Below are 23,333 nucleotides of genomic sequence, written 5' to 3'. Positions count from 1 at the left end.
ACCCTAAAACATCGCTTCACTTCAAATAGAAGTGTTCCCTGCAGCCTGTAATGGAAGCGAAAAAGCCGTCCCTTTCACAAAAGAAAGAGACGGCCCTTGCCTGAGGTGCGTATCGCTCACGTGCGCCCCACGCCCATATAGGTCAACCCTGCGTCCTTGGCGGCCCGTTTGTCCCAGGCATTCCGCCCGTCGAACAGGAACGGCTGCCGCAAGCTGTTTTTCACGCGGGTAAAATCAAGCTTCACGCACTGCTCCCATTCCGTCACGAGCACGCCGGCATCTGCGCCGGCAAGAGCCGCATACGGATCGTCGGCAAATTCCATGTCCGGATACAGCCCTCGGACCCGCTCGTTGCAAAGCGGGTCATACGCGCTCAAAACCGCCCCTTCCCGCCGCAGGAGCGGAATCAGGCGCAAGGATGCGGCCTCGCGCAAATCATCGGTTTGCGGTTTGAACGAAAGTCCCAGCAAAGCGATTTTGAGTCCGGCGAGCGCAGGCAGCTGCTTTTTCATCTGCTCGACAAACCAGACAGGCTGCAGCTCATTGACCTGCTGCACTTGCTTTAGCAGCGGCATATCGACGCCATGCTGCGCACCTAGCTCGGACAACGCGGACGTATCTTTCGGAAAACACGAGCCGCCATAGCCTAATCCTGCTCCTAGAAAGTAAGGTCCGATCCGGGGGTCCAGGCCCATGCCCCGCGCAACTTCGGTAATATCTGCGCCAAGCGCCGCACTCAGGCGCGCCAGCTCGTTCATAAACGAAATTTTGGTCGCCAAAAACGCATTCGACCCGTATTTGATCATCTCGGCGTTGGCGCGTGTGGTCCGCACCCGCTCGCAAACAAGCGAATCGTACAGTTCTTCCAAAATCGCAAGCGCCTGAGGCTCTTCCGTTCCAAGCACGATCCTTGACGGGTGCAGCGAATCATGCAGTGCCGACCCTTCCCGCAAAAATTCGGGATTCGAGGCCACGAGCAGCCCCGGTACGTCAGCGAACTGGCGGGCGATGCGGTCATTGGTTCCGACCGGCACGGTGCTTTTGATGACGACCACGCGAGTGACACCGGACGCGCCTGCGGCAGCCTTCACCCGCTCCTTGATGGACGACAGCACCTGATTCAAGGCGCTCAAATCCGCAGAGCCATCCGGCAGCGGCGGTGTTCCCACGCATACAAAAATAGCCCTGGACGAAAGAATCCCCTCTTCCAAAGAAGAAGAGAACGTAACTTTGCCCAATGCCAGCATGTTTTGCAATTCCGTCTCCAGATTTGGTTCGTAGATTCCGGCTTCCCCCATTTGCAGACGCGCCACTTTGGCCTGATCGATGTCAATGCCGATCACATCGTGGCCCATTAACGCAAAAGATACGGCTGTGGTCAAGCCGACATAGCCGGTTCCGATAACGGAAATGTTCATCGTTTCCCCCCTCCTGCCTGATGTTTCTCTATCAAACTCACGTACAAATCTTCCAGCTTGCGCCGTTGTTTCGTAATATCGTGCTGTTCCGCCACTTTGGCTCGCGCCTGTGCAACGATCGCCGGCCATGTTTCCCGTTCCGCCAGCACGCGCGTGATCATTCGGCCCAGCTTGGCAGGCGACTTCTCCGGCACGAGAAAGCCGGTTCGCTCATGCTTGATCAATTCGGGAATGCCGGCGTGACGGGTGGAAATGACAGGCCGACCCGTGGCCATCGCCTCCATCAGCACATTCGGGATGCCCTCCTGGTCGCCATTTTTGGCCGTCTTGCAGCCGATCACGAACAGGTGGCAATGCCGTAGCTCTTGTTGCACTTGCGCATGTGGGAGCGCTCCCGCAAGCTTCACGAATCCTTTCAATTTCTTTTTCCGGATCAGCCGCTTCAGCTTGGCTTTTTCTTCTCCCTCGCCGACGATCAAGAGCCGCGCATTCGGGTATTTCTTCCGCACATAGGCAAACGCGCGGATCAACGTATCCATGCCTTTTTTCTCCGTCAGGCGTCCTACTGACAGGATACGGATTTGGTCGTTATAAATCAAATGGGGCGGTACGAACGGGAACTTTTGCAAATCGATCCCGGAGCGGATCAGGGTGATTTTTTTCGCCGGGCAGCCCAGCTTGATCAGACGTCGTTTCATATGGTCGCTCACTGCCGTAAATGCACTGCCCTTTTTGAAGAGGTAGCGCAGCTTGCGACGGTATGCTTTGCTCGCCTTCACCTGCTTTGTTGCGTCGAAGCCGTGGAATGACGTGAGCAGCGGCACCCTGGACTTTCGGGCGATTCCGATCATTTCGACCCCGGCGGTGCCGAAGCGCGCGTGGATCAGCTTGATGCGCTTTTGCTTGAGCCAGTGCTTCATGCCGCCAAGATGCTTCTTCACATAGATCGGCGCGTACGGAAATTGCCTGCGATTCACCGGACGGGAGCGCGTCAGCACGACCGGCATGACGCGCTTGTGACCGATAAGCTGCTCGTAGATGAACGTCTCGCTCCGCTGCAAATATTTCCGGCGATAAACCAAGACACGATCCATAAAAGCCCAACCCCTTCTACGTGTGTGTGCCTTGTGAAAAAGCATGGCGAATCTGCTCGGTCAACCCCGTCTTGAGCGGCACGGCGGGCCGATAGCCCAACTTTTGGCGGGCAAACGTAATATCTGCACACGTGCGCCGCGAATCGCCGAGCTGCTCGGGCAAAAATTGCAGCTGCGGCTTCACGCGAAGCAGCTGCCCGATGATGTGCACCACTTCCAGCAAGCTGATTTCCTGGTCGCCGCCGATATTGAAAATATCCCCCGCCCCGCCGTGTGTTGCAGCCAAAAGATTGGCCTCTACGATGTCGCTGACGTACGTGAAATCGCGCGTTTGCTGCCCGTCACCGTAAAGCTGGATAGGCTCGCCCGCCGCCATTTTGTGGATGAACCGGTGAAACGCCATATCCGGGCGCTGCCGGGGTCCGTAGACCGTAAAGTAGCGCAGCATCACGATCGGCAGTTGATGCGCTTTGACATACACTTTGCAAATTTGTTCCATCGCCGCTTTCGTCACGCCATAGGGAGAGGTCGGGTTGATCTCCGCCGATTCGTTCGTCAATCCTTGCTGCATGGTTCCGTATACAGAAGAGGAGGATGCGACAACGATTTTTTTTACTTGACCATGGGCCAGGCACGCTTCCAGAAGCTGCTGTGTCGCCGTGATGTTTTGTTCCGCATAGGAGGCAAACGAGGTGCCCCAGCTGTTGCGCACGCCGGGAAGCGCCGCTTGATGATACAACTCCTCAACACCTGCGAGTACGGTCGGCCAATCCACCTGCTGAAGAGAAACAGGGAGGAAGGTGAATGCCGGATGCGGCAGTAGCGACTGGAGATTCCGCTCCTTTATGGCAGCATCATAGTTGGCATAAAAGCAGTCGATGCCGATAACCCGATAGCCCAGCGCGAGCAGCCGCCCTGCCAGATGGGACCCAATGAACCCGGCGCAACCTGTGACAAGCGCAGTTTTCATCATCGTTTCCTCCTCCTCTTCAGTTTGCGGATGACCAAATAGCCATTGTTATAGCCGAATTTGGCTTTGTATTTGTTGCCCCACTTTTTGAGATAATAGGTGAATGTTTTGCGTCGCAAATAATTTCGTTTGCGGACGGTCTTCCGGTCCGTCAGCTGCCCGATATGCTTCGTCCGATTATAGAGGGTACGATCGATCCATTTGATCGGGTACCGTTCGATCAAGCGCAAAATGATCCGTCGATCCTCCATAATCCGCCCGTGGTATTTGTCGGATGTATCCCAACCCCCGACCTCCCGCAGCGCATCCACCCGATAGCATCGCGGCGCCACCATCCAGCGGTTGTATTTCAAAAAGCTATACTTGTTGGGGAAGCTTTTGTGCCGGACATGGAAATACGGCTTCGCTCCTGGCTTGCGCTTTTTTTTCTGCTTGCCGATCCGCCAGACCCGCAGGTTGCCGTAAAACATGGCTGTTTTCCCGCTGTCCCGATAAATGCGGCGGGCGATGGCAGACAGCGCCTTGCGCGGCAGCCAGTCATCGGAATCCAGCTGAACCAGATACGGCGTGTCGACCATCGATAGCGCCGTATTCATGACGCGCGAAATGCCGCCGTTTTTCTCCATACAGTAATACTGGACGTGCGGGATCATCAGGTACGGTGAGACGACCTTTTTGGTATTGTCCGTCGAGACATCGTCGATGATCAGCAGCTTCCAGCCTTTGTACGTCTGGTTGAGCACGCTATCGATCGCTTTTTTCACCATGTTGGCCCGATTGTACGTAGGGATGACAACGGTAAATAAGGGTGTATTCATGGCTCCGACCTCTTTTTGGTTTGCGGAAACAAAATGTACGAACGGTCGCTGACGATGAAGATCCCGTTATGCTCCTGCGGTTTGCCTACCATCTGCGATGAGCGTCCGAATACGCTCCGCTGAACCTCCCAATCAATGTCGATCATGGATGTTTTCTCCAATAAAATGCTGTCGCGTATCTCATAGCAATTGATCAGCTCCGCTCCGTCCTGAATGGACACATAAGGTCCGATTTTGCTATTCCGGATCACACATCCCTCTCCAATGACAACGGGCCCAATCAACTCGCAGTTTTCCACGATGCTGGTGGCTCCCACGCTGATTTCCTTGCCGAAGCGCTTCTCTAGCATCCAGCGATTGGCGGACAGCCATCGTTCGATCGTCCCTACGTCGGAATAATCGCCATGCGTAATGGCATAGGTGATTTTACGATTTTGTAGAAGCAGCCCCTGGATCGCGTCGGTGATTTCGTATTCGCCGCGCGCTGACGGCTGCAAAGTATCGATGATCGTGAATATGTCGGGTGTAAACAAATAAGCGCCGATTACAGCCAAATTGCTCTTCGGCTGCTTGGGCTTCTCCGTAATCGAGACGATTTGCCCATCTTTCAGCTCGGCGATTCCGTAATCCTGCGGCCGGTCCACTTGACGCAAAAGGATCGAGCAATCAGCCTGTGCCGCTTCAAACGTGGCGCGCAGCTGCGCCAGCGAGTCCATGAGCAAATTATCGCCCAGCAACAGGAGAAACGGGCTGTCTTGCAAAAAATCCCGCGCCTGCTTTACCGCGTGGGCGATTCCCAATGGCTGCGCCTGCTCGAAAAAGTGAAGTTTCGCAGAAAAGCGGCTGCCGTCCCCTACATATTCTTTGATTTGCGATTGGGAGGGATGGATCACGATACCGATCTCGTGAATGCCGCTCTCAACCAGCTTTTGGATGCAATAATATAAAACAGGATGATTCGCTACGGGGAGGAGTGTTTTGGGTTGGGAATAGGAGAGGGGGTACAATCGAGTGCCGCGACCAGCACATAAAATTAACCCTTTCATGTTCTATCACTCCTAATTCTGCTGCGATATCTACAAGATATGCTTTCATCCTGTTCGAGACTGTACGCTTGACTATTACCCGATAAGAAAATGCTTTTGCCTATCTTGGACCAGTTTTTCCTGCTGCAGGACGTGGCGGAAGACATTCAGGTAGCCGTAGGCGGTCGCCTGCCAGCTGAATTCCTCAGCACGGCGGAGGGCCTGTTTGGACAGCTGCGTGCGCAGGAGCGCCGATTTCCACATCTGCTCCCAGATCGATGGCAAATCCCGCTTCCAATCGCCAGGCGCGATCAAAAACCCGGTATGTCCCTCCTTCACCACCTCGCTGACACCGCCGGTGGTCGTCGTGATGACAGGTTTCCCCGCTGCCATCGCTTCCAGATTGACGCGGCAAAACGGCTCCTCCCAGGTAGATGGCGTCGCGACGACATGTCCAAGCTGGAAATAGAGCGGCATGTCGTGCGACGGTACAAAATTTTGGAAGATCACCTGCTTTTCGACCGGTTTCGCCAGCGCATGCAGCTTCTTCACATAGTCGTTGAGGCGATTGCTGCCATAGCCGGTTCCCCCCACGATCAAAAGAATCGCTTTTGGATCTTGACGGGCGATTTTTTGGAACGATTCAAGCAAAACGTGTACGCCTTTTGCCGGTATCAGCCTGCCCGCAAAAAACAGGACGCGGTGATTGGCGGTGATGCCCAGCTTTTTGCGCAGCTTGTTGAGTTCAGGCGAATCCGCCTGCTTCTGATACGGTTGTGTATCAACGCCAAGATGCACCGCATGCGCCTTATGTTCGGGAATGCGGTGCTCCTTCATCAAGCGCTGTCGTAAAAAGTGGCTGTTGGTAATAAGGCCATCCATCTGCTTCACGACTTTTTTCATCTTCGCTTTACTGATCAACGGCGCTGTAGCATATACATGCGAATGCATGTTCAGCACGATCGGGATGCGGGGAAACACCTTGCGCAGCGCCAGCACAAAGTGGGGCCGGTTTTCGACCATGATGATGTCGGGCGGCGCCTCTTTTTTGATTTCCTTGATGACCCGCCTGATGTAATCGCTTTGACCCTCGTATCGCAGCCGAAGGTAAAAGATGTTGTCTTTTCGCCCGGATTTCGGATATGTGGAGCATTTGCGCGTATAGATGGTGATGTTGTGCTCACCGGGCATCGCTTTGGTCACTTCATCGATGTCATGCTCAACCGAGCTACCTTTCACCGGGGGTACGGTAAAAGGGCCAGGGCTAACGATAGCGATGTTCATCTCGCGCTCGCTCCCATTCCTGCTTCAACAAAAGAACCATTTGGTAGAGTCGCTCACGCTCGCGTTTATGCTCCAGCTGCACCACTTTCAGACGATCCTCGAACTGCTTCAGCGTGTCTTTCAGTAGCGCGACCTCTGCCACAAGTGCAGCCATTTCCTCTGATTTTGCCGTTTCCATGACGGGATGAGCGGCACCTCCCGTCCACTCTTCCTGCTGCGCTACGACGGCTGGCACGCGCTGGACGGCATCCATCGCCTCCACCTCGCCGTAAAAAACACCGGGAATCGTCCAGTGCGAGCTTTCCTGTTTTCTTTTCTTTTCCATGCGAATCCCTCCTTACAAACCTCGGGCCTGCAGCCTGCAGCCTTCAGCTTCTCCTATAGCGTATGTAGGGAGGTTTTAATGGGTACGTGTGCAGGTGAGAAAATTAGAAAAACCGTTGCGCATGTGCGTAACGGTTTTGGGCTATGGTTATCGCTGCATGGATGGTCGGCGAAACCGCAAGCTGTAGTTGCGCGCTTCCTCCACAGTCGTGATTTTTTGCCTGGTCCATTCCAGCAAAATCCGGTCGATATAGCGGATGTACAGCTTCCCGACCGACTGCGCCTCACGCAGGGCGGTCATGATCAGCTCTTCCGAATACCGGTCCTGCTCCACCCAGCATTGCATCGTCTCGATCTCAATCGAGGAGAGCGGCCGGCCAAACGTTTGCTCGAACTGTGAATAGAGGCTCTCGGGATGTTCGCCCCCGTCTGTATCCAATCGCGGAGACGGAAACGATTCAGAAACCGGCACCACGAACGACTGCTCTTCCATCAGCAAACGGTTCAGCTTGTAATACAAAGGCTGCAAATTATATTGCTCGTAGCGCTTTCCATTTTCAGGGTCAACGATTTCATCGATCGCAATCCAATCTTCCTTGGTCAACTTTTGTAAGGATTGAATAAGGCGAATTCCCGGCATCGACAGCCGCTCCTCTAACTGGGAAAGAGTTGGAAACCGATTTCCTTCCTGTTGAAAGGAAAGCAGATGAATGATCAGCATCATTTCCTCGTCAGAAAGAGACAAGCGCTTGTATCGTTTCAAGAGCAGGTTGGTGATGGTGGTGGCCCCTTCCTGCAATAACTGTAATATTTGTCGATCCATGTCGTTTTTTCACCTCACCCTTCATTATACCAAGCGTGCCTGTCCACGCCTAGATGCTAATGTGCCCACATTTTTGCAGGTTTTCGCCCACCCGAGGGCAAGTAAAAAAAGCGCATCCCCCTGCAAACCGGGAATGCGCTTGTCGTTGCTCTTCTTATGGATAGAGGCGATACAGCAGGCGTGGGAAGGGGATGGTTTCGCGTACGTGATCCAATCCGCAAATCCAGGCGACGGTGCGCTCCAAGCCCAGGCCAAAGCCGGAGTGAGGCACTGTGCCGTATTTGCGCAGGTCCATGTACCATTTGTAGGCATCCTCGGAAAGCTCGTGCTCTTTGAAGCGCGCTTCCAGCAGTTCCGGATCATCAATCCGCTGCGAACCGCCGATGATTTCGCCGTAGCCTTCCGGTGCGATCAAGTCGGCACACAGCACGACTTCAGGACGATCTGGATGCGGCTTCATGTAGAACGCCTTGATTTCGGTTGGATAGTGCGTGATGAATACCGGCTTGTCAAAATGCTCGGCAATCATCGTCTCATCCGGCGCTCCGAAATCGTCGCCCCATTTGATTTCGCTGCCTTTTTCCTGCAACAGCTTGATCGCATCGTCATACGTGATGCGCGGGAACGGCGCTTGCACGTTTTGCAGCTTGGTCACGTCGCGCTCCAGCGTTTTCAATTCGCGCTGGCAATTTTTCAGCACGGACTGAACGATATGGCTGACGAAATTTTCCTGAATTCGCAAGTTTTCTTCATGATCCACAAACGCCATCTCCGGCTCGATCATCCAAAACTCGATCAAGTGTCGGCGTGTTTTCGATTTTTCCGCACGGAACGTTGGTCCAAACGAATAGACGCGGCCCAGCGCCATCGCTGCAGCTTCCATATACAGCTGTCCGCTTTGCGAAAGATAAGCGTCTTCTTCAAAATATTTGGTGTGGAACAGGTTGGTCGTTCCTTCCGCAGACGTTGGTGTCAAAATCGGCGGATCGACTTTGTAAAACCCGTTCTCCTGGAAAAATTCGTATACGGCCCGAATGATCTCGGAGCGGATCGCCATCGCAGCGCGCTGACGTGGCGAACGCAGCCACAGGTGGCGATGATCCATCAAAAAGTCGACACCGTGCTCTTTCAGCGAAATCGGGTAATTTTCCACCAATTGAATGATTTCAATACCAGTTACGGTCAATTCATAGCCGCTTTGCGAGCGCTCTTCTTCGCGCACCACGCCGGTTACGTACAGGGAACTCTCCTGGGTCAGCTGCTTCGCAGCTTCCCACACATCTTCACTAACTTCCGCTTTGACGACAACACCCTGGATGAAGCCGGAACCATCGCGGAGCTGGAGGAATTGAATTTTACCGCTGCTGCGTTTGTTGTACAGCCAGCAGCCCAGTTTTACTTCTTGCCCTACATGCTGCCCGATTCGAGCGATTGTTGTTAACATCAACAATTTCCCTCCATTTACCATGACAATGAAACCCTATCAATTATACTATTGCCGTGATTCAATTTCAACGAGCGGCAAAAAAGTTTTGAATGGATGGTTTTTTGGTTGTCATAATGTATGTTATGTAAACAATCGATAAAAACTTGACGAATCTAGTATCTTTGTTCATACAGCTTCACGATTTCGATGATCGTGTTCACTGCCTGCACCATGTTGTCTACGGAAACATACTCGAACCGTCCGTGGTAATTTTCCCCACCCGTAAACAGATTCGGGGTTGGCAGCCCCATGTAGGATAGCTGGGAGCCATCCGTGCCGCCGCGAATCGGCTGAATCACCGGCGCGATTCCGAGGTTTTCCAGCGCCTGTTTCGCGATGTCCACGACCTCCATGACAGGCTCGATCTTTTCTCTCATGTTGAAGTATTCGTCTTTGATTTCCAGCTCAATTCGCTTTTCTCCGTATTTCTGCTGTAAGTCTTCGACGATGCGGGCCAGCTCGGACTTTCTCTCCTGAAACCGATTCCGATCGTGGTCCCGGATCAAATAGCGAAGCTGTGTCTGCTCGACGTCGCCCTGAATGGAAGACAGATGATAGAAGCCTTCATAGCCTTCCGTCTTCTCAGGGGTTTCATCAGCCGGCAGCCTTCCATGCAGCTCCATGGCTATTTTTGCAGAGTTGACCATTTTTCCTTTGGCCGAGCCGGGGTGAACGTTCTTCCCTTTGCACGTAATGAAGGCTGATGCTGCGTTAAAGCTCTCATACTCGAGCTGGCCCAAAGGACCGCCGTCCATCGTATACGCATAAACCGCGTCGAAAGCGGACACATCAAACTTATGCGGGCCTCTTCCGATTTCTTCATCTGGAGTGAATGCGACGCGTACTTTCCCGTGTTTCAGTTCCGGATGTTGAATCAGATACGCCATAGCCGTCATGATTTCGGCAATACCGGCTTTATCGTCAGCGCCAAGCAATGTGGTGCCGTCTGTCGTCAGTAACGTGTGGCCTTTGTAGCCGGCCAACTCTGGAAAATCGCGCGGCGAAAGGACGATATTCAGCTCTTCATTCAGGACAATGTCCTGTCCGTCATAATTTTCGACGATTTGCGGCTTCACGCCGGCCCCGGTAAAATCGGTGGCCGTATCCATATGGGCAAGAAAACCGATTGTGGGAATCTCTTTGTCTGTATTGGCAGGAAGGGTTGCCATGACATAACCGTTCGAATCCACCGTAACGTCCTGCATCCCTATGGCTGCAAGCTCGTCCACGAGCATTTTGGCCAGCACGAGCTGCCCTGGTGTCGAGGGGCACGTTTCGCTGCTCTCATCGGACTGTGTATCAACTTGCGCGTAAGAGATGAATCGATTCATGATCTCCGTTTTCATCGTCTGCTTTCAACTCCAATACAATTCGTTAGCGAACACGCCTCTTGATTACCTGCAACATGATCGAAGAAAGAGTGGTTTTTCTCTAGTATCGTTTGAACCATTCCCCTTATTCACGAAAGCGACGATCGCATGACAAATTCTACCACGGCCGCCGTCGCCCCTACAAGGATTGCGCAGGGACGTCACAGCTGATGAGGCGTTACGCCAATGGAAAAAGAAGCTGCGCTTGTTTCCGTTTATGCCCAGCCCCCCTTGCTCTGCCCGTTTTCATGCGTCATCCGCCTTTACCGGATCATGAATCTTCTGCTGCGTCATGTCAATAAACTTGCGGACGCAATACGGCACATACTTCTCTTTCTTCCAAATCAACCCCAGCTCCAGGCGAATGTCCGCATCGTGCAATGGCCGTGCAACCACTGCGGGATGGTCCAGCTCGCTGCAGATTTTGCTCGGCAGAAACGTAATTCCCAGCTTTGCCTCCACCAGCTCGATCATAAAGTCTTTTTGGGAACTCTCGCAGACGATTTTGGGAGCGAATCCGTGTCTGGCGAACTCGTCTAAAATACGGTCGTGCAGCGAAAAATCTTTCCGATACAAAATCAACGGTTCGCCTGCGATTTCCGTGATACGGATAGACGGTTGGGCAGCCAGCCTGTTATCCTTGTGAACGACCAGCATCAGCGGGTCCTGCAATAATTTCATCCCTTCAAAACCGTCGTTTTGCAGCGGATAACTGCAGACCAATCCAACATCGAGCGAACCTTCCTCGATTCCTTGTTTGATCATTTTCGTGCCGACTTCACTCAGGCGAATATCAATATCGGGATACATCGCTTTGAACTGGATGATGAGTTTTGAATAGAAGGCCGCACCGACGATGGGAGGGATGCCGATCCGAATTTCGCCCTTTTTGATTTCCATCACGTCGTTTAACTCCGACGTGAGGTTATGAAACGATTCCAGGACGTTTTTGGCGTTTGTCAACACCGCTCTGCCCGCGTCCGTCAGCTCCAGCTGTTTCGTCGAGCGATAAAACAACGGGACACCCAGATCCGCTTCCAGACTCTTGATCGCTTTGCTGATGGATGGCTGTGATACGTACAAGGCTGCAGCTGCTTTGGAAAAGCTCAAATGCTTGGCTACTTCCGAAAAATACGCCAGATGTCGAATGTCCACTAGTCGTCACCCCACTTTATAACGAAAATGCATAAAGAATTTTCCGAATATATATGATTGTCATAATGACCATTATTGTACAATACATACAAGTCAGTTGCATGGGTTTTGTGAATCCCCTTGCACGGTGATGTTGCGTTTTTATGAATAGAAGGAGGAGAGGTAGATGGAGCATTACATGGAGATCGGGAACCTGCGTGTTTCCCGCATTCTGTATACGTTCATCCAAAATGAGGCATTGCCAGGCACAGGAGTGTCCAGTGAACAGTTCTGGTCCGGCTTTGACAAATTAATTCACGACTTCACCCCAAAAAACAAGGCGCTGCTTGCAAAGCGCGACCATCTGCAGCACCAAATTGACAGCTGGCACAAGGAACATAGGGACGCGTTTTCTTTCCCGGAATATAAGGCGTTTTTACAACATATTGGCTATCTGGAGCCGGATGTAGCGGATTTTGAAATTGATACGGCGGGAATCGACGATGCCATCACCTTGCAGGCCGGCCCGCAGCTCGTCGTGCCGGTAAACAACGCCCGCTATGCGATCAACGCTGCAAACGCCCGCTGGGGAAGCCTTTATGACGCACTGTATGGCACCGATGCGATCGAGGAGGATGGCGGCGCCGAGCGCGGCAGCACTTACAACCCGGTGCGCGGCGAGAGAGTCATCGCCTTTGCCAAACAGTTCCTCGACCAATCCGCGCCGCTGCAAGGGGCATCCCATTCAGAAGCCGTACGGTATTCCATCGTCGATGGGACGCTTTGCGTTGAACTTGGCAACGCCAAGACGACAACTCTGGCTGATGCTTCCCGTCTCGCGGGGTATTCCGGCGATCCTGCTGACCCTACCGCTGTCCTGTTGAAAAATCACGGGCTGCACTTTGAAATCCAGATCGACCGCGCCCATCCAATCGGAAGCACGGATGCCGCAGGAGTAAAAGACATCCTGATGGAATCAGCCCTGACCACCATCGCGGACTGCGAAGACTCGGTCGCTGCCGTTGATGCGGAAGACAAGGTGCTTGTGTACCGCAACTGGCTTGGTTTGATGAAAGGCGACTTGTCGGCTGCCTTCCAAAAGGGTGCGAAGACGGTCACCAGAACCTTGCAGCCGGACCGAAAGTACCTGTCGCCTGCCGGCGAAGCGTTTACCTTGCCAGGCCGCTCTCTTCTGCTTGTCCGCAACGTCGGTCACCTGATGACCAACGGAGCCATTCTGGATCAAGACGGCCAGGAAGTGCCGGAAGGAATCATGGATGCCGTCGTAACCAGTCTGATCGCCAAGCACGATTTGCTGCGCAACGGCCGCTTCGTCAACTCCGCCAAAGGCTCCATTTACATCGTCAAGCCCAAAATGCACGGTTCGGAAGAAGTGGCTTTTGCCAACGAACTGTTCAACCGGGTGGAAGACTTGCTGGGACTGCAGCGTCACCAGATCAAAATCGGTGTCATGGATGAGGAGCGCCGCACGTCCCTCAACCTGAAAGCTTGCCTCTTTCCGGTGAGAAACCGGATCGTATTTATCAACACCGGATTCCTCGATCGGACAGGTGACGAAATCCACACTTCCATGGAAGCCGGACCGATGATCCGCAAGAATGAAATGAAAACCACACGCTGGCTGCAAAGCTATGAGCGGTCTAACGTGCGTATCGGGCTCGCCTGCGGTCTGAAAGGCCGCGCCCAGATCGGAAAAGGCATGTGGGCCATGCCTGATCTGATGAAAGAAATGCTGAAGCAAAAAAGCGGCCACCTGCTGGCAGGCGGGAATACCGCTTGGGTCCCTTCTCCGACGGCAGCGACACTTCACGCCATCCACTATCATCAAATCGACGTCAACGAGGTGCAGAACAGGTTTAAAGCGGACATCCGTGATTACCGCGATGACATCCTGGACATTCCGGTGGTCACCAACCCACAGTGGACACAGGAGGAAATCCAGCAGGAATTGAACAACAACATCCAAGGAATCCTCGGTTATGTCGTGCGTTGGGTCGAACAAGGCATAGGCTGCTCCAAAGTGCCGGACATCAACAACATCGGGCTGATGGAAGACCTCGCGACCCTGCGGATCTCCAGCCAGCATGTCGCCAACTGGCTGCACCATGGTGTGGTCAGTGAAGAGCAGGTCCTCACTACGATGAAAGTCATGGCGAAAGTCGTGGATCAGCAAAACGCGGGCGACCCGGCGTATACGCCCATGGCTGCCGACTTTGACAACTCTGTTGCCTTCCAGGCAGCGGTAGAGCTGGTCGTAAAAGGGTGCGAGCAGCCAAACGGATACACCGATCCGATCCTGCACCGGAAGCGCTTGGAGTTTAAAGCCAAGATGGCAAGCAAGGTGTAACCGTTCTGCGAAGACAAAAACTACCCGGCTCTTTCTGACGACGGGTAGTTTTTTTGCCTTGCCGTTCGCTTACACCATTACGCTTCGCCTAATTTCGTAGGGGCTGGATCGCTCGACTCGCTCCACTGGTCTGCATCGCCATCCTCTTCCTCAAGGAAGCTCTCCAAATCTCTTTCCAGTTCCGCCTCATCCAGCTCTTCCCCGATCAAATCTTCTTCATCGAGTTCCTCATCCCAATACTCATCTTCCTGTTCGTTTGAAAACAATGCCTGGTCAACGGTAGTTGACTCTTCGTCCTGCATGATGACCATACCCAACTCGGCTGATTGGGCAGATTCCGTCCATTCGCTCTCGCCTGACTCATTTTCTTCTTCCAGTTCTACAGCAGCCGTTGATTCCTCCAGCTGTGGCTGTTCCATGCCATCGTTTCCATTCTCACCCTCGGTCTCGCTCGCATCCGGCTTGATCGCTTCCTGCCCATCCACCGGCTCGTGCCACTGCGTCTCTACAATCGCGCCCGCCTCATCGGCGTGCGTGATTGGCTCAGCCTGTTCGTCTTGCAGTTCCGCCGTCTCTTCCTCCATGACCTGGACGTCCGTTTTCTCCACAACTTCTGCCGCACGCTCCGTCGGTTGCTGTGTTCCGATCGCGATCCAATACAACAACCCTTGCATGCTCCATCCCGAATCGCGGCGGACGACATACAATCTCGCTTCCCGATTGCTCACGACTTTCAGCGTTGTATAGCAGGTCGGCTGATTGGTCATTCCGACGATGACGACCTCGTCATTTTGATACTCCGTCGGAAACGTGATCGCCACTTCCGCCATCACTTCATCGGTATCCAGTGTAAACGGCACGATCCCGAACTGCTGGAATGTCACTCCTTCCGCCTTATTGGTCTGTACAGGCTGGAAGGCGAGTTTTTCCGGTGTAACCGACTGGTCGGCAATATGCTTCGTGGTCACTGCAGCCTGTGCGAGCTGTTCCCCTGTAACCGCTCCTGCTTGCAAGTGCTGTGTACCGACAGTGCCCATTCCGAGGTGCCGCGACTCCACCGCGCCCAGACCCAAATGTCTGCTTGCAACCGCGTTTGCTGCCAGTTTATCGCTGTTTACGGCGCCATCGCGGAGCTTCAGGCTGGTGACCGACCAGTCTTGCAGTTTCTCGCTGGTTACCGCCTGCATTTGCAGCTTGTTTGTCGAAATGCTGCCATCTTGCAATTTTTCGCCACTGACCGCTTGATTGGCCAGTTTCTCGGTCGTCACGGCCGCATCGACCAGTTTTTTCGACGAGACGGATGCATCCCGCAGCTTTTCTTCCGTGATCGACTGATCGTGCAGCTTCTCCGCGGTCACTGCGCGATCCTGGATGATCGGCGTGGTGACGGCCTGCTCGGCGAGCTTGCTTGTCGTGATCGCTTGATCCTTCACTTTCTCCGTCGTAACTGCGTGGTCTTGCAGTTTACGCGTCGCGACGACCTTATCCTGCAATTTGTCGAGGGAGATGGCGCCATCGCGTATTTTCCAATTGCTCACTGCCCAATCTTGCAATTTTTCTGTCGTGACCACCTGGTTTTGCAGCTTGCTCGCCGATACGCTGCCGTCCTGCAATTTTTCGGCGCTGACCGCGTTGTCGGCCAATTTCTCCTTTGTCACCGCAAAATCTTGCAGCTTCTCCGTCCCGACCGCCTGATGCTGCAGCTTCTCCGCTGTCACGGCTTGATCCTGCAATTTTTCGGTACTGACCGTGTTATCTGCGAGCTTTTCCGTGGTCACCGCTCGATCTTTCAGCTTTTCTGTTCCGACCGCTTGATTTTGCAGCTTCGCCGCAGTCACCGCTTCATCCTGCAGCTTTTCCGCCGTCACCGCCTGGTTTTGGATGGCGGCTGCCGAGACAGCCTGCGCACCGAGCTTGCTTTCGGTGATGGCATAGTCCTGAATTTTCCCGCTTGTTACCGCATCGTCTTGCAGTTTGCTTGTCGACACGCTGCCGTCTTTCAGCTTCTCTGCGCTGACAGCGTGGTTGGCAAGCTTTTCGTTCGTCACCGCATGATCTTGCAGTTTTGCCGTTCCAACCGACTGATTTTGCAGTTTGGCAGCAGTCACGGCTTCATCCTGCAGCTTCTCTTTACTGATCGCGTTGTCCGCCAGCTTTTCCGTGGTGACTGCGTTTTGCTTCAGCTTTTCCGTCCCAACCGACTGATTTTGCAGTTTTTCGGCGGTGACCGCATCATTCTGCAATTTGTCGGCCGTCACCGATTGATCCTGGATAGCGGCTGCAGAAACGGCTTTGGGGCCGAGCTTGCTTGCCGTGATGGAATGATCCTGAATCTTCTCGCTTGTCACCGCATAGTCTTTCAGTTTGTTCGTGGCCACGCTGCCATCTTTCAGCTTCTCTGCGCCAACGGCATGATCGGCGAGCTTTTCTGTCGTTACCGCGCGGTCCTGCAGTTTCGCAGTACCGACCGCCGAATCTTGCAGCTTTTCTGACGTCACAGCCTGATCCTGCAGCTTCTCTGCCGTCACTGCTTTTTTGCTGATATGCTTGGTTCCGATCAAGGACGGGTTCAAATGGTTGGTATGGATGGCCTCCGCCGCGATTTTCTCATGCGTGACGGCTCCATCCACGAGATGGTTGGTATCGACCGAGTGTGACATGATTTTGTTTCCGTCAATGCTTTGCTCCGCTATTTTTGCGGATGTGACAGAACCATCGAGCAACTTCTCGGTCGTCACCGCATGATTGGCCAGTTTATCGCTCGTCACGGCATCGGTGCGCAAATGCTCGGTCTCGACCGCCCCCATTGTCAAATGCTCGGGCAAAATCGATTGGAAATCAATCTTCTCGGCGGTAATCGCCCCATTGATGACGTGATCGGTATCGATCGAATGGGTTGCGATTTTGCTGCTATCGACGCTTTGCTCGGCAAGTTTTTCCCGTGTGATCGCGTGATCCTGCAATTTTTCCGTGCGCACCGCTTTATCGCGCAAATGCTCGTGGTTGATCTCATAAAACCCGATGTGTCCGCCCGCGATCGCCTGCCGCGCGATGTGCTCCGCTTTGATCAAGCCTTTGGCCAAATGTTTGCTGCTGATCGATTCGTCTGCAAGCTTTTGCCCCGTGACGGAGTGATCCAGCAGTTTTTCTCCGGTCACGCTGCCATCTGCAAGCTTATTGACCGTGATGGAATTGTTGGCGATTTTGTTCTCTGTCACCGAATGATCCGAAAGCTTGCTCGCTGTGACCGAGCTGTCGGCAAGGTGCTGCGTTTCGATGATCCGATCGCACAAATGAGAAGCAACGATCGAGCGCCCGCCGATTTTTTCCTTTGTGACGGACCCTTCCTGCAAATGCTCGGTCTGGATGGTTTCCGAATTGAGATGAAATCCATATATATTGCCAGGAGCAATTTTTTCGGCCGTGACCGCATGCTCCGCTAATTTTCTCGTCGTCACTTGCTGATCGCCCAATTTTTTCTGGGTAACAGCCCCATCGACTAGATTGCGCGTCTGAATCGTATTGGATTGAATGTGGAACTCGCTTACAGCCTCTGGTGCGAGCTTGGCGCTGTTGACCGCATTGTCGGCAATTTGCTGACTCGTAATCGCTTGTTTGGCGATTTTCTCGGTTGTCACCGATTCTTTCGCCAGATGCTCCTGGTGGATGCTGTTGGCCGCAATGTTTTCCTGGTGGACGACATTTTCACCCAAATGACGGTGGAGCACCGACTGATTACGGAGATGGTAGCTGTCGACGCTGTCTTCCTCAAGTTTTTCGGAGGTAATGGCCCCGTTCGCCAGTTTTTCAGACGTTACTGCCCCATCCTCGATCTTTGCACTGTCAACGGCCCCGTTCGCCAAATTTGCCGTTTGGATCGAGCCGATCCTGATTTTGCTTGCGGTAATGGACTGATCCTGGATCAAATCCGTCGTGATCGCCTGCGGATGCAAATGCTTCGCTTCGATCGATTGTTCGGCGATTTTCATCGCATCGATCGTTTTGTCCGCCAGCTTGTCGCTGGTAATGCTATTGTTCATCAATTTGTCTCCGGAAATGGAGCGATCCAGCAGTTTTTTCCCCGAGATCGCATTGTCTGCGACATGGAACTCCTCGATCACATGCGGACTCAGCTTGCTGGACGTGACACTGTAGTTGGCCAGTTTTGAGCTGTCCACCGCATAGTCCTTCAACAGATTGGTGCCAATGCTGCCAGGCTTGATCTTGCTTTCGTCGATCGACCGGTTGGCGATTTTTTCCGTCGTAATGATGTTGTCGGAAAGATCATCCGTATACACGACCGGATGCTGCTGTTTTTCTGTTTTGCGTTCTTTCAAGACAGATGAAAATGATTTCTGGTTGGAGGAGATCGTCCCTTTTGGCACCATTTGCAAAGGAGGGAAAGGGGCTACATTCTTCGCAACCGTCTTGTCCTCAGCTTTCGGGCGTGGCGGGGACGTTTCCTTTCGTTCCACCGGTTTCTCCGGTTCAGGCAGTTCGCTCAGCCAATCAAATTCCAGTTCATTATCTAATAAAAACAGGGGCTCCTGCTGTGGCTTTTTTGGTTTCGCGGTTTTTTTGGGAGGTTGTTTCGCCATTTTTGTCCCTTCCTTCATCGTTGTTACTCTCGCCTATGTCATGCCTAGAATATGCAGCGATCATGATGAAGGACACCGCCGGACAGACCAAAATGGGAGAAAACGGGGAAAAAACCTCCTCTGTTGCGCTCTATGGCTTGGATGGCCCAGGCATGGGAAAACCCACCACATTTTTTTATGCAAAAAAAAGATGGGCGTTTAGCCCACCAATTTTTCAACAGGTACCATGGTCTCCAGCATGGCGCGGAACTGGTCGCCATGTACGACCTCCTGATCCAGCAGCTGCTGCAAGCTTTGCTGGAAAACCTCGTCGTGCTGACCGAGCAGCTCGCGCGTTTTGTCTACCAGACGGCTCAAGATGCTGTTTACCTCATCATGCACCTTGCTCTTGTCGACATACTGCGGATGGATGATCCCCAGCGAGGACATGCCGCTGTTGACAATCTCCTGGGCCATGCCCAATGCTTGTTCAAAGTCGTTTTTGGAGCCTGTGCTGCGGCCGCCATAATAAATCTCTTCCGCGACGGCGCCGCCCAAGCAAACCATAATCTGCTGTTCAAGCGCTTCTTTGGTGTAGAGATAACGGTCTTCCATCGGGTTTTGGCGCACATACCCGAGCGCCTGTCCGCGCGGGCTCAATGTCACCTGCGATACAGAGCCAGGGCGCACGCGCTCGCTGACGATCGCATGGCCAAGCTCATGCAGCGCGACCCGCTTTTTCTCCTCTGTGGACGCTTCGCGGTCGACTTTTTCACCCATCATGACTTTATCGACAGCGTACGAGAAATGGCGCATCTCAATCTGATCGCACTCATCGCGCATGGCGTAAATCGCGGCTTCGTTCGCGACGCTTTCCAGCTGCGCGCCGGAAAACCCGAACGTTTCCTGTGCGACGCGTTCGAGATCAACGTCGGACGCCAATGGCTTTTTCGCCGTGTGAATGGTCAAAATTTGTTCGCGCGCGCCTTTGTCCGGCAAGTCGACCGTAATGTGCCGGTCGAAGCGGCCTGGACGCAGCAGCGCAGAGTCGAGCATGTCTTTGCGGTTGGTCGCCGCGATCACCAAAATGCGCGGCTTGTCTTTCGTCGCGATCCCATCCATTTCGGTCAAGAGCTGGTTCAGCGTCTGGTCGTATTCGCGCTGCTGCTGACCATCGCGTTTTCCGCCGATGACGTCGATCTCATCGATGAAGATGATCCCGCTATCTTGGCCGTTCTTCTCCGCAAGCTGGCGCACTTCCTTGAACAAATCGCGCAGGCGCTGCGCACCGACCCCGACATACATCTCCACAAACGATGCGCCGGACGCTGCCACGAACGCAGAATTGGTGTAGTTGGCAGCTGCTTTCGCCATCAGCGTTTTCCCGGTTCCAGGCGGCCCTGTGAGCAGCACGCCTTTGATCGGACGGATGCCATACTGTTCGATTTTATCTTTGTAGATCAAAAAATCGAGCGCTTCCTTCAATTCCGTTTTCGCGCGCTGCTGCCCGCCGATGTCGACGAACTGAATGTTCGACTTCGGCACGGCATGCGCGCCCGCCTTCGCTTTATTGCCAAAGTTCATGTTGCCTTGGCGCTTCATCACAAAAAACAACCCCGCTAGTAAGGCGCCAAACAACAAAAACGGTGTAATGTTAACGCCCAGGAATACTAGAAAAATCAACAGCGCCGGAATCACGCCATAGAGCATTTCTTTAGACATGAAGCGTCACCTCCCCGGTAGTTGCGGTGCGCGGCAGCATCGCGTAAAAATCTTGCTGACCGTTCTTCATGTAAATGTAAATCGTCGAATCATCCATTTTGGCAACCGCCGAGTCGAGCTTGTACGTCTGCTTCCACGCTGCTACAAGCTGCGGGATCTTGCTGTACTCATGCAGCTCGATCGCCTCATTGACGGCAAACTGGCCATCCGTCCAAATCTTTTTCAACTGCTCGCCTTGGTTGGTCACCTCAACATCGATCTCACGGCCATTGCTGTATGCTTGCAATTCTTTTTGCAATTGGCGATATTCTTGCGGAAACGTGTCCGGATTGGTCACGTGTAATTTCACAATCACTTGATCTTTTGCAACTTTCAGGTCTGTCAGCGTTGCGGAGGTCATTTGCTGCACTTCGGTTTTCAGCGGTTCTTTAACCTCCATTTGCTGATAAAGATACCAGCCGCCAAACAACAAGACCATTGTCACGAGAAAGGAAAGCATGATCGGTAATCTGCGTAATGTCAACACTTACTCCCCCTTTGCTGCAACAGCTTTTTGCTATCTGTCATGAGCAAAGTATAGCATGTCGATCCCGCAAAAATGAAAGGTAGTTGTTGACATGGAAAAGCTGGGTGCTACAACCTTAGAAAACCTGGCTACGCCATGTTTTTTGGCGGAGCCGCGGTTGCACTTATACGGGATAAGAATTTTTAAATTCTTATCTGTATGAAAAAAACTCGCAGGATACCCCCACGAGTCTTTTCATCCATGCCTCTAGTTTTCCATATGCAGCGTGCATTCGCCCAGCAGCTCATCGCCCCAGAACAGCTGCATCCGGTCGCCGTGCGCGGAAGCCCCGACGCCTGCCGGTGTTCCGGTATAGATGAGGTCGCCTTCGCCGACCCCATAATGAGTCGCTGCAAAATCCAAAATCGTCTGCAAATCAAAAATCATCTCGCGGATCGTAGCATGCTGAACCCGTTCACCGTTGATCAACAGGGAAAACTCCGTGCGCTCGCATACGTCCATCCCAGGAAACGGCAGCATCCGCGTAATCACCGCCGAGTTGGGGAAGCCTTTGGCCAACAGCCACGGATGGCCCTTCTTCTTCAGTTCGCTCTGCACATCGCGCAGCGTAAAATCGATGCCCAACCCGATCGCATCGATGACGTCCTCCGCCTTCATCCCGACCGCATACGGCTTGCCAATCCGGATCACGAATTCGGCTTCATAATGAACGTCGCCGCGATTGCCTGGCAGCGCGATTGTCTGTCCCGTCGCTTCGACGAGCGCATGTGTCGGCTTGGAAAAAAACATCGGCGACGTCGGTACGTCATTGCCCAATTCCGCTGCATGCTGCGAATAGTTCCGGCCTACGCAATAAATGTTTCGAATGATCGACAATCTGCTCTCCCCCTGTGTGCTATGTTTTTGCTGGCGGATGGATGGTGAATGACTTGGTCACTTGACCGGTCGAAAAATCATAGTACAGATAGGTGTAATCGCCGCTCGGGTTTTTCAGGACGACTTCCCAAAACGGCTTTTTGTCCTCGATGCCAGGCACGATGTGCACGACCTGGTCGTTGGGAAAATGTTTGGTTACTGCATCCGCAACGCTTTCCTTCGTCAATTTGCCATCCATCGTGTCAAAAAACGTGGAATCCTTCGTTTTCCAGGCGATCGCCCGCGTGCCTTGCTGATTTTTTCCGATCACGACGGTACATGTCGTCGTGCCTCTGTATTCATACACTTCGTCCACTTGCGTAATCGCTGTATTGGCTACTGCCCAATCGCGTGCCGCTTGCTCGAAATCGCGCTTTTCCGCCACCACGCTGTACAACAGGTGCGAGGAAAAACCGCCGATCAGCAAAACCACGGCGACGACAATCAATAGAATGCGTACATACACGAGTTGCTGCTCCTTTACATAAAATCAGAAAGCGGGCAAGGACAGGTTCGTCAGAGCACCCTATAAGCCCTTCCGTTTCAAAAACGGAATGTCACCTGCTCCTGTTTGGAATGGCTGCCTTGCTGTTCATTTAGCCCCATGATCGCCATGGTAAACTGTTTCAGCTTCTTCTGCGACGGTTCATACCACAGCTCATAGACGATCTTTGTCTGCTTGAGCGCGTCGGCAATCTCCGCCTCCGTAAAAGCCGGCCCCAGCCACGCGGACATTTCTTTTTTAAGCTCGCCTGCCGGCATCGCCAACTGATAGCCCTGCCAGCCGGAAGCTGCATCTCGGAGCGGTTTGGGCACCAGGCCGTTTAGCTCCTTGTCCAGCAGCCGGGCATGCTCAAACGGTGTAAACAGCGAATACGGCGGCGCTTGCGCATCCTGCGGCTGACCGTCTACCTGAAAATGAAACGCCCCGTCCGAGCGCAGCATCACCAGCTTTTTTCCATCCTGTTCGGTTGAAATCTCGATGCTGTCCTTCTGAAAATGGCCGATCCACAACAGCCCGTCCGTTTCCACGGAAAGCGGCGACTGCTTGTCCGGCGTCAGTTGCGCCAGCAGCTGTCTCGTCAACTCACGCTGCATAGGCAAGTCACTCGGTGCAGCCTCGCGCGCAGCGATCGTCGGCGTCGTCGATTTTTTGCCTTCCTGGAGCTTGGCAATGCTACCGCCCAACAAGAAAAGGGCGATCAAGATCGGCAATGTCCACCATAATTCTTCCCGCTTGATGTACATACTTGTCCCACCCCGCTGTTTTTCCTACATCGTATGTTATACGGGAAGGTTTTAGAACGGGGTGGAAAAGTTACTAAACATAGCGGAACAAGCCGTGGTCATACTACATGTACACCCCCCAAGGAGGTGAGCGCGTGAACCACGTAACTCCGACTTCACCCGACGCTTTGGAGCTACTGATAAAGGAGTACCGCGTCTCCTGGGCTGGATTGTCTTCACCGCTTAGGCAGG

General features: G+C 53.3%; 18 protein-coding genes. 1 reads left to right on the top strand and 17 read right to left on the bottom strand.

Annotation, left to right across the window (positions count from 1 at the left end):
• Nucleotides 1–116: 116 nt before the first annotated feature.
• The 11 genes from ACTID9_RS13785 to ACTID9_RS13735 all read right to left on the bottom strand — a co-directional run bounded on the left by ACTID9_RS13785 (nucleotide 117) and on the right by ACTID9_RS13735 (nucleotide 11,767).
• Nucleotides 117–1,418, bottom strand: a complete 1,302-nt coding sequence (locus ACTID9_RS13785; RefSeq protein ID WP_441072026.1) for a UDP-glucose dehydrogenase family protein — start codon at nucleotides 1,416–1,418, stop codon at nucleotides 117–119.
• A complete protein-coding gene (locus ACTID9_RS13780) occupies nucleotides 1,415–2,512 on the bottom strand; it encodes a glycosyltransferase (protein ID WP_441072024.1) in 1,098 nt (365 codons plus the stop codon). Before ACTID9_RS13780 ends, ACTID9_RS13785 begins: the two co-directional genes overlap by 4 nt.
• Nucleotides 2,513–2,528: 16 nt before the next feature.
• Nucleotides 2,529–3,482 (bottom strand): NAD-dependent epimerase/dehydratase family protein, encoded by a 954-nt coding sequence (locus ACTID9_RS13775; RefSeq protein ID WP_441072593.1) that lies wholly within the window; start codon nucleotides 3,480–3,482, stop codon nucleotides 2,529–2,531.
• Nucleotides 3,482–4,300 (bottom strand): glycosyltransferase family 2 protein, encoded by an 819-nt coding sequence (locus tag ACTID9_RS13770; RefSeq protein ID WP_441072022.1) that lies wholly within the window; start codon nucleotides 4,298–4,300, stop codon nucleotides 3,482–3,484. Before ACTID9_RS13770 ends, ACTID9_RS13775 begins: the two co-directional genes overlap by 1 nt.
• Nucleotides 4,297–5,346, bottom strand: a complete 1,050-nt coding sequence (locus tag ACTID9_RS13765; RefSeq protein ID WP_441072020.1) for a glucose-1-phosphate thymidylyltransferase — start codon at nucleotides 5,344–5,346, stop codon at nucleotides 4,297–4,299. Before ACTID9_RS13765 ends, ACTID9_RS13770 begins: the two co-directional genes overlap by 4 nt.
• Before the next feature lie 75 nt (nucleotides 5,347–5,421).
• On the bottom strand, nucleotides 5,422–6,609 hold the full coding sequence (locus ACTID9_RS13760) for a glycosyltransferase family 4 protein (RefSeq protein WP_441072018.1): 1,188 nt from the start codon (nucleotides 6,607–6,609) through the stop codon (nucleotides 5,422–5,424).
• Nucleotides 6,590–6,934 (bottom strand): hypothetical protein, encoded by a 345-nt coding sequence (locus tag ACTID9_RS13755; RefSeq protein ID WP_441072016.1) that lies wholly within the window; start codon nucleotides 6,932–6,934, stop codon nucleotides 6,590–6,592. The genes ACTID9_RS13760 and ACTID9_RS13755 overlap by 20 nt, the downstream gene beginning before the upstream one ends.
• Nucleotides 6,935–7,081: 147 nt before the next feature.
• Entirely contained in the window at nucleotides 7,082–7,756 is a 675-nt protein-coding gene (locus ACTID9_RS13750) for a DnaD domain-containing protein (protein WP_441072014.1), read from the bottom strand.
• A gap of 154 nt (nucleotides 7,757–7,910) precedes the next feature.
• Nucleotides 7,911–9,200 (bottom strand): asparagine--tRNA ligase, encoded by a 1,290-nt coding sequence (gene asnS, locus ACTID9_RS13745; protein WP_441072012.1) that lies wholly within the window; start codon nucleotides 9,198–9,200, stop codon nucleotides 7,911–7,913.
• A gap of 155 nt (nucleotides 9,201–9,355) precedes the next feature.
• A complete protein-coding gene (gene pepT, locus ACTID9_RS13740) occupies nucleotides 9,356–10,588 on the bottom strand; it encodes a peptidase T (protein ID WP_441072010.1) in 1,233 nt (410 codons plus the stop codon).
• Between the two features lie 270 nt (nucleotides 10,589–10,858).
• Entirely contained in the window at nucleotides 10,859–11,767 is a 909-nt protein-coding gene (locus tag ACTID9_RS13735) for a LysR family transcriptional regulator (RefSeq protein WP_441072008.1), read from the bottom strand.
• A 166-nt stretch (nucleotides 11,768–11,933) separates the two neighbouring features.
• Between ACTID9_RS13735 and ACTID9_RS13730 the strand changes: the two genes are divergently transcribed.
• Nucleotides 11,934–14,114 (top strand): malate synthase G, encoded by a 2,181-nt coding sequence (locus ACTID9_RS13730; RefSeq protein ID WP_441072006.1) that lies wholly within the window; start codon nucleotides 11,934–11,936, stop codon nucleotides 14,112–14,114.
• Between the two features lie 77 nt (nucleotides 14,115–14,191).
• Here ACTID9_RS13730 and ACTID9_RS13725 read toward each other — a convergent pair whose 3' ends face one another.
• The 6 genes from ACTID9_RS13725 to ACTID9_RS13700 form a co-directional block, all read right to left on the bottom strand.
• Nucleotides 14,192–18,712: a WIAG-tail domain gene (locus ACTID9_RS13725; protein WP_441072004.1), complete on the bottom strand. Its 4,521-nt coding sequence runs from the start codon at nucleotides 18,710–18,712 to the stop codon at nucleotides 14,192–14,194.
• Nucleotides 18,713–18,910: 198 nt separating this feature from the next.
• On the bottom strand, nucleotides 18,911–20,413 hold the full coding sequence (locus tag ACTID9_RS13720) for an AAA family ATPase (protein WP_441072002.1): 1,503 nt from the start codon (nucleotides 20,411–20,413) through the stop codon (nucleotides 18,911–18,913).
• On the bottom strand, nucleotides 20,406–20,936 hold the full coding sequence (locus tag ACTID9_RS13715) for a hypothetical protein (protein ID WP_441072001.1): 531 nt from the start codon (nucleotides 20,934–20,936) through the stop codon (nucleotides 20,406–20,408). Before ACTID9_RS13715 ends, ACTID9_RS13720 begins: the two co-directional genes overlap by 8 nt.
• Nucleotides 20,937–21,185: 249 nt before the next feature.
• Nucleotides 21,186–21,815 carry a fumarylacetoacetate hydrolase family protein gene (locus ACTID9_RS13710; protein ID WP_441072000.1) on the bottom strand — a complete coding sequence of 210 codons (630 nt, stop codon included), beginning with the start codon at nucleotides 21,813–21,815 and terminating at the stop codon, nucleotides 21,186–21,188.
• Between the two features lie 19 nt (nucleotides 21,816–21,834).
• Entirely contained in the window at nucleotides 21,835–22,320 is a 486-nt protein-coding gene (locus tag ACTID9_RS13705) for a cell wall elongation regulator TseB-like domain-containing protein (RefSeq protein WP_441071998.1), read from the bottom strand.
• Between the two features lie 77 nt (nucleotides 22,321–22,397).
• The gene (locus ACTID9_RS13700; RefSeq protein WP_441071996.1) at nucleotides 22,398–23,102 is read right to left on the bottom strand and encodes a hypothetical protein; all 705 of its coding nucleotides are present in this window, start codon (nucleotides 23,100–23,102) and stop codon (nucleotides 22,398–22,400) included.
• Nucleotides 23,103–23,333: the final 231 nt, after the last annotated feature.

This window comes from Brevibacillus fluminis (assembly GCF_052072235.1).
GTDB lineage: Bacteria > Bacillota > Bacilli > Brevibacillales > Brevibacillaceae > Brevibacillus_D > Brevibacillus_D fluminis_A.
Note: the sequence above shows the minus strand (reverse complement) of the source record. Positions and strands in the feature narration are given on the sequence as shown.

What these genes read in the sequence shown, in the direction of transcription:
- ACTID9_RS13785 (WP_441072026.1), bottom strand. Translation starts at nt 1,418, where the DNA reads ATGAACATTTCCGTTATCGGAACCGGCTATGTCGGCTTGACCACAGCC.
- ACTID9_RS13780 (WP_441072024.1), bottom strand. Translation starts at nt 2,512, where the DNA reads ATGGATCGTGTCTTGGTTTATCGCCGGAAATATTTGCAGCGGAGCGAG.
- ACTID9_RS13775 (WP_441072593.1), bottom strand. Translation starts at nt 3,482, where the DNA reads ATGAAAACTGCGCTTGTCACAGGTTGCGCCGGGTTCATTGGGTCCCAT.
- ACTID9_RS13770 (WP_441072022.1), bottom strand. Translation starts at nt 4,300, where the DNA reads ATGAATACACCCTTATTTACCGTTGTCATCCCTACGTACAATCGGGCC.
- ACTID9_RS13765 (WP_441072020.1), bottom strand. Translation starts at nt 5,346, where the DNA reads ATGAAAGGGTTAATTTTATGTGCTGGTCGCGGCACTCGATTGTACCCC.
- ACTID9_RS13760 (WP_441072018.1), bottom strand. Translation starts at nt 6,609, where the DNA reads ATGAACATCGCTATCGTTAGCCCTGGCCCTTTTACCGTACCCCCGGTG.
- ACTID9_RS13755 (WP_441072016.1), bottom strand. Translation starts at nt 6,934, where the DNA reads ATGGAAAAGAAAAGAAAACAGGAAAGCTCGCACTGGACGATTCCCGGT.
- ACTID9_RS13750 (WP_441072014.1), bottom strand. Translation starts at nt 7,756, where the DNA reads ATGGATCGACAAATATTACAGTTATTGCAGGAAGGGGCCACCACCATC.
- asnS (WP_441072012.1), bottom strand. Translation starts at nt 9,200, where the DNA reads ATGTTAACAACAATCGCTCGAATCGGGCAGCATGTAGGGCAAGAAGTA.
- pepT (WP_441072010.1), bottom strand. Translation starts at nt 10,588, where the DNA reads ATGAAAACGGAGATCATGAATCGATTCATCTCTTACGCGCAAGTTGAT.
- ACTID9_RS13730 (WP_441072006.1), top strand. Translation starts at nt 11,934, where the DNA reads ATGGAGCATTACATGGAGATCGGGAACCTGCGTGTTTCCCGCATTCTG.
- ACTID9_RS13725 (WP_441072004.1), bottom strand. Translation starts at nt 18,712, where the DNA reads ATGGCGAAACAACCTCCCAAAAAAACCGCGAAACCAAAAAAGCCACAG.
- ACTID9_RS13720 (WP_441072002.1), bottom strand. Translation starts at nt 20,413, where the DNA reads ATGTCTAAAGAAATGCTCTATGGCGTGATTCCGGCGCTGTTGATTTTT.
- ACTID9_RS13700 (WP_441071996.1), bottom strand. Translation starts at nt 23,102, where the DNA reads ATGTACATCAAGCGGGAAGAATTATGGTGGACATTGCCGATCTTGATC.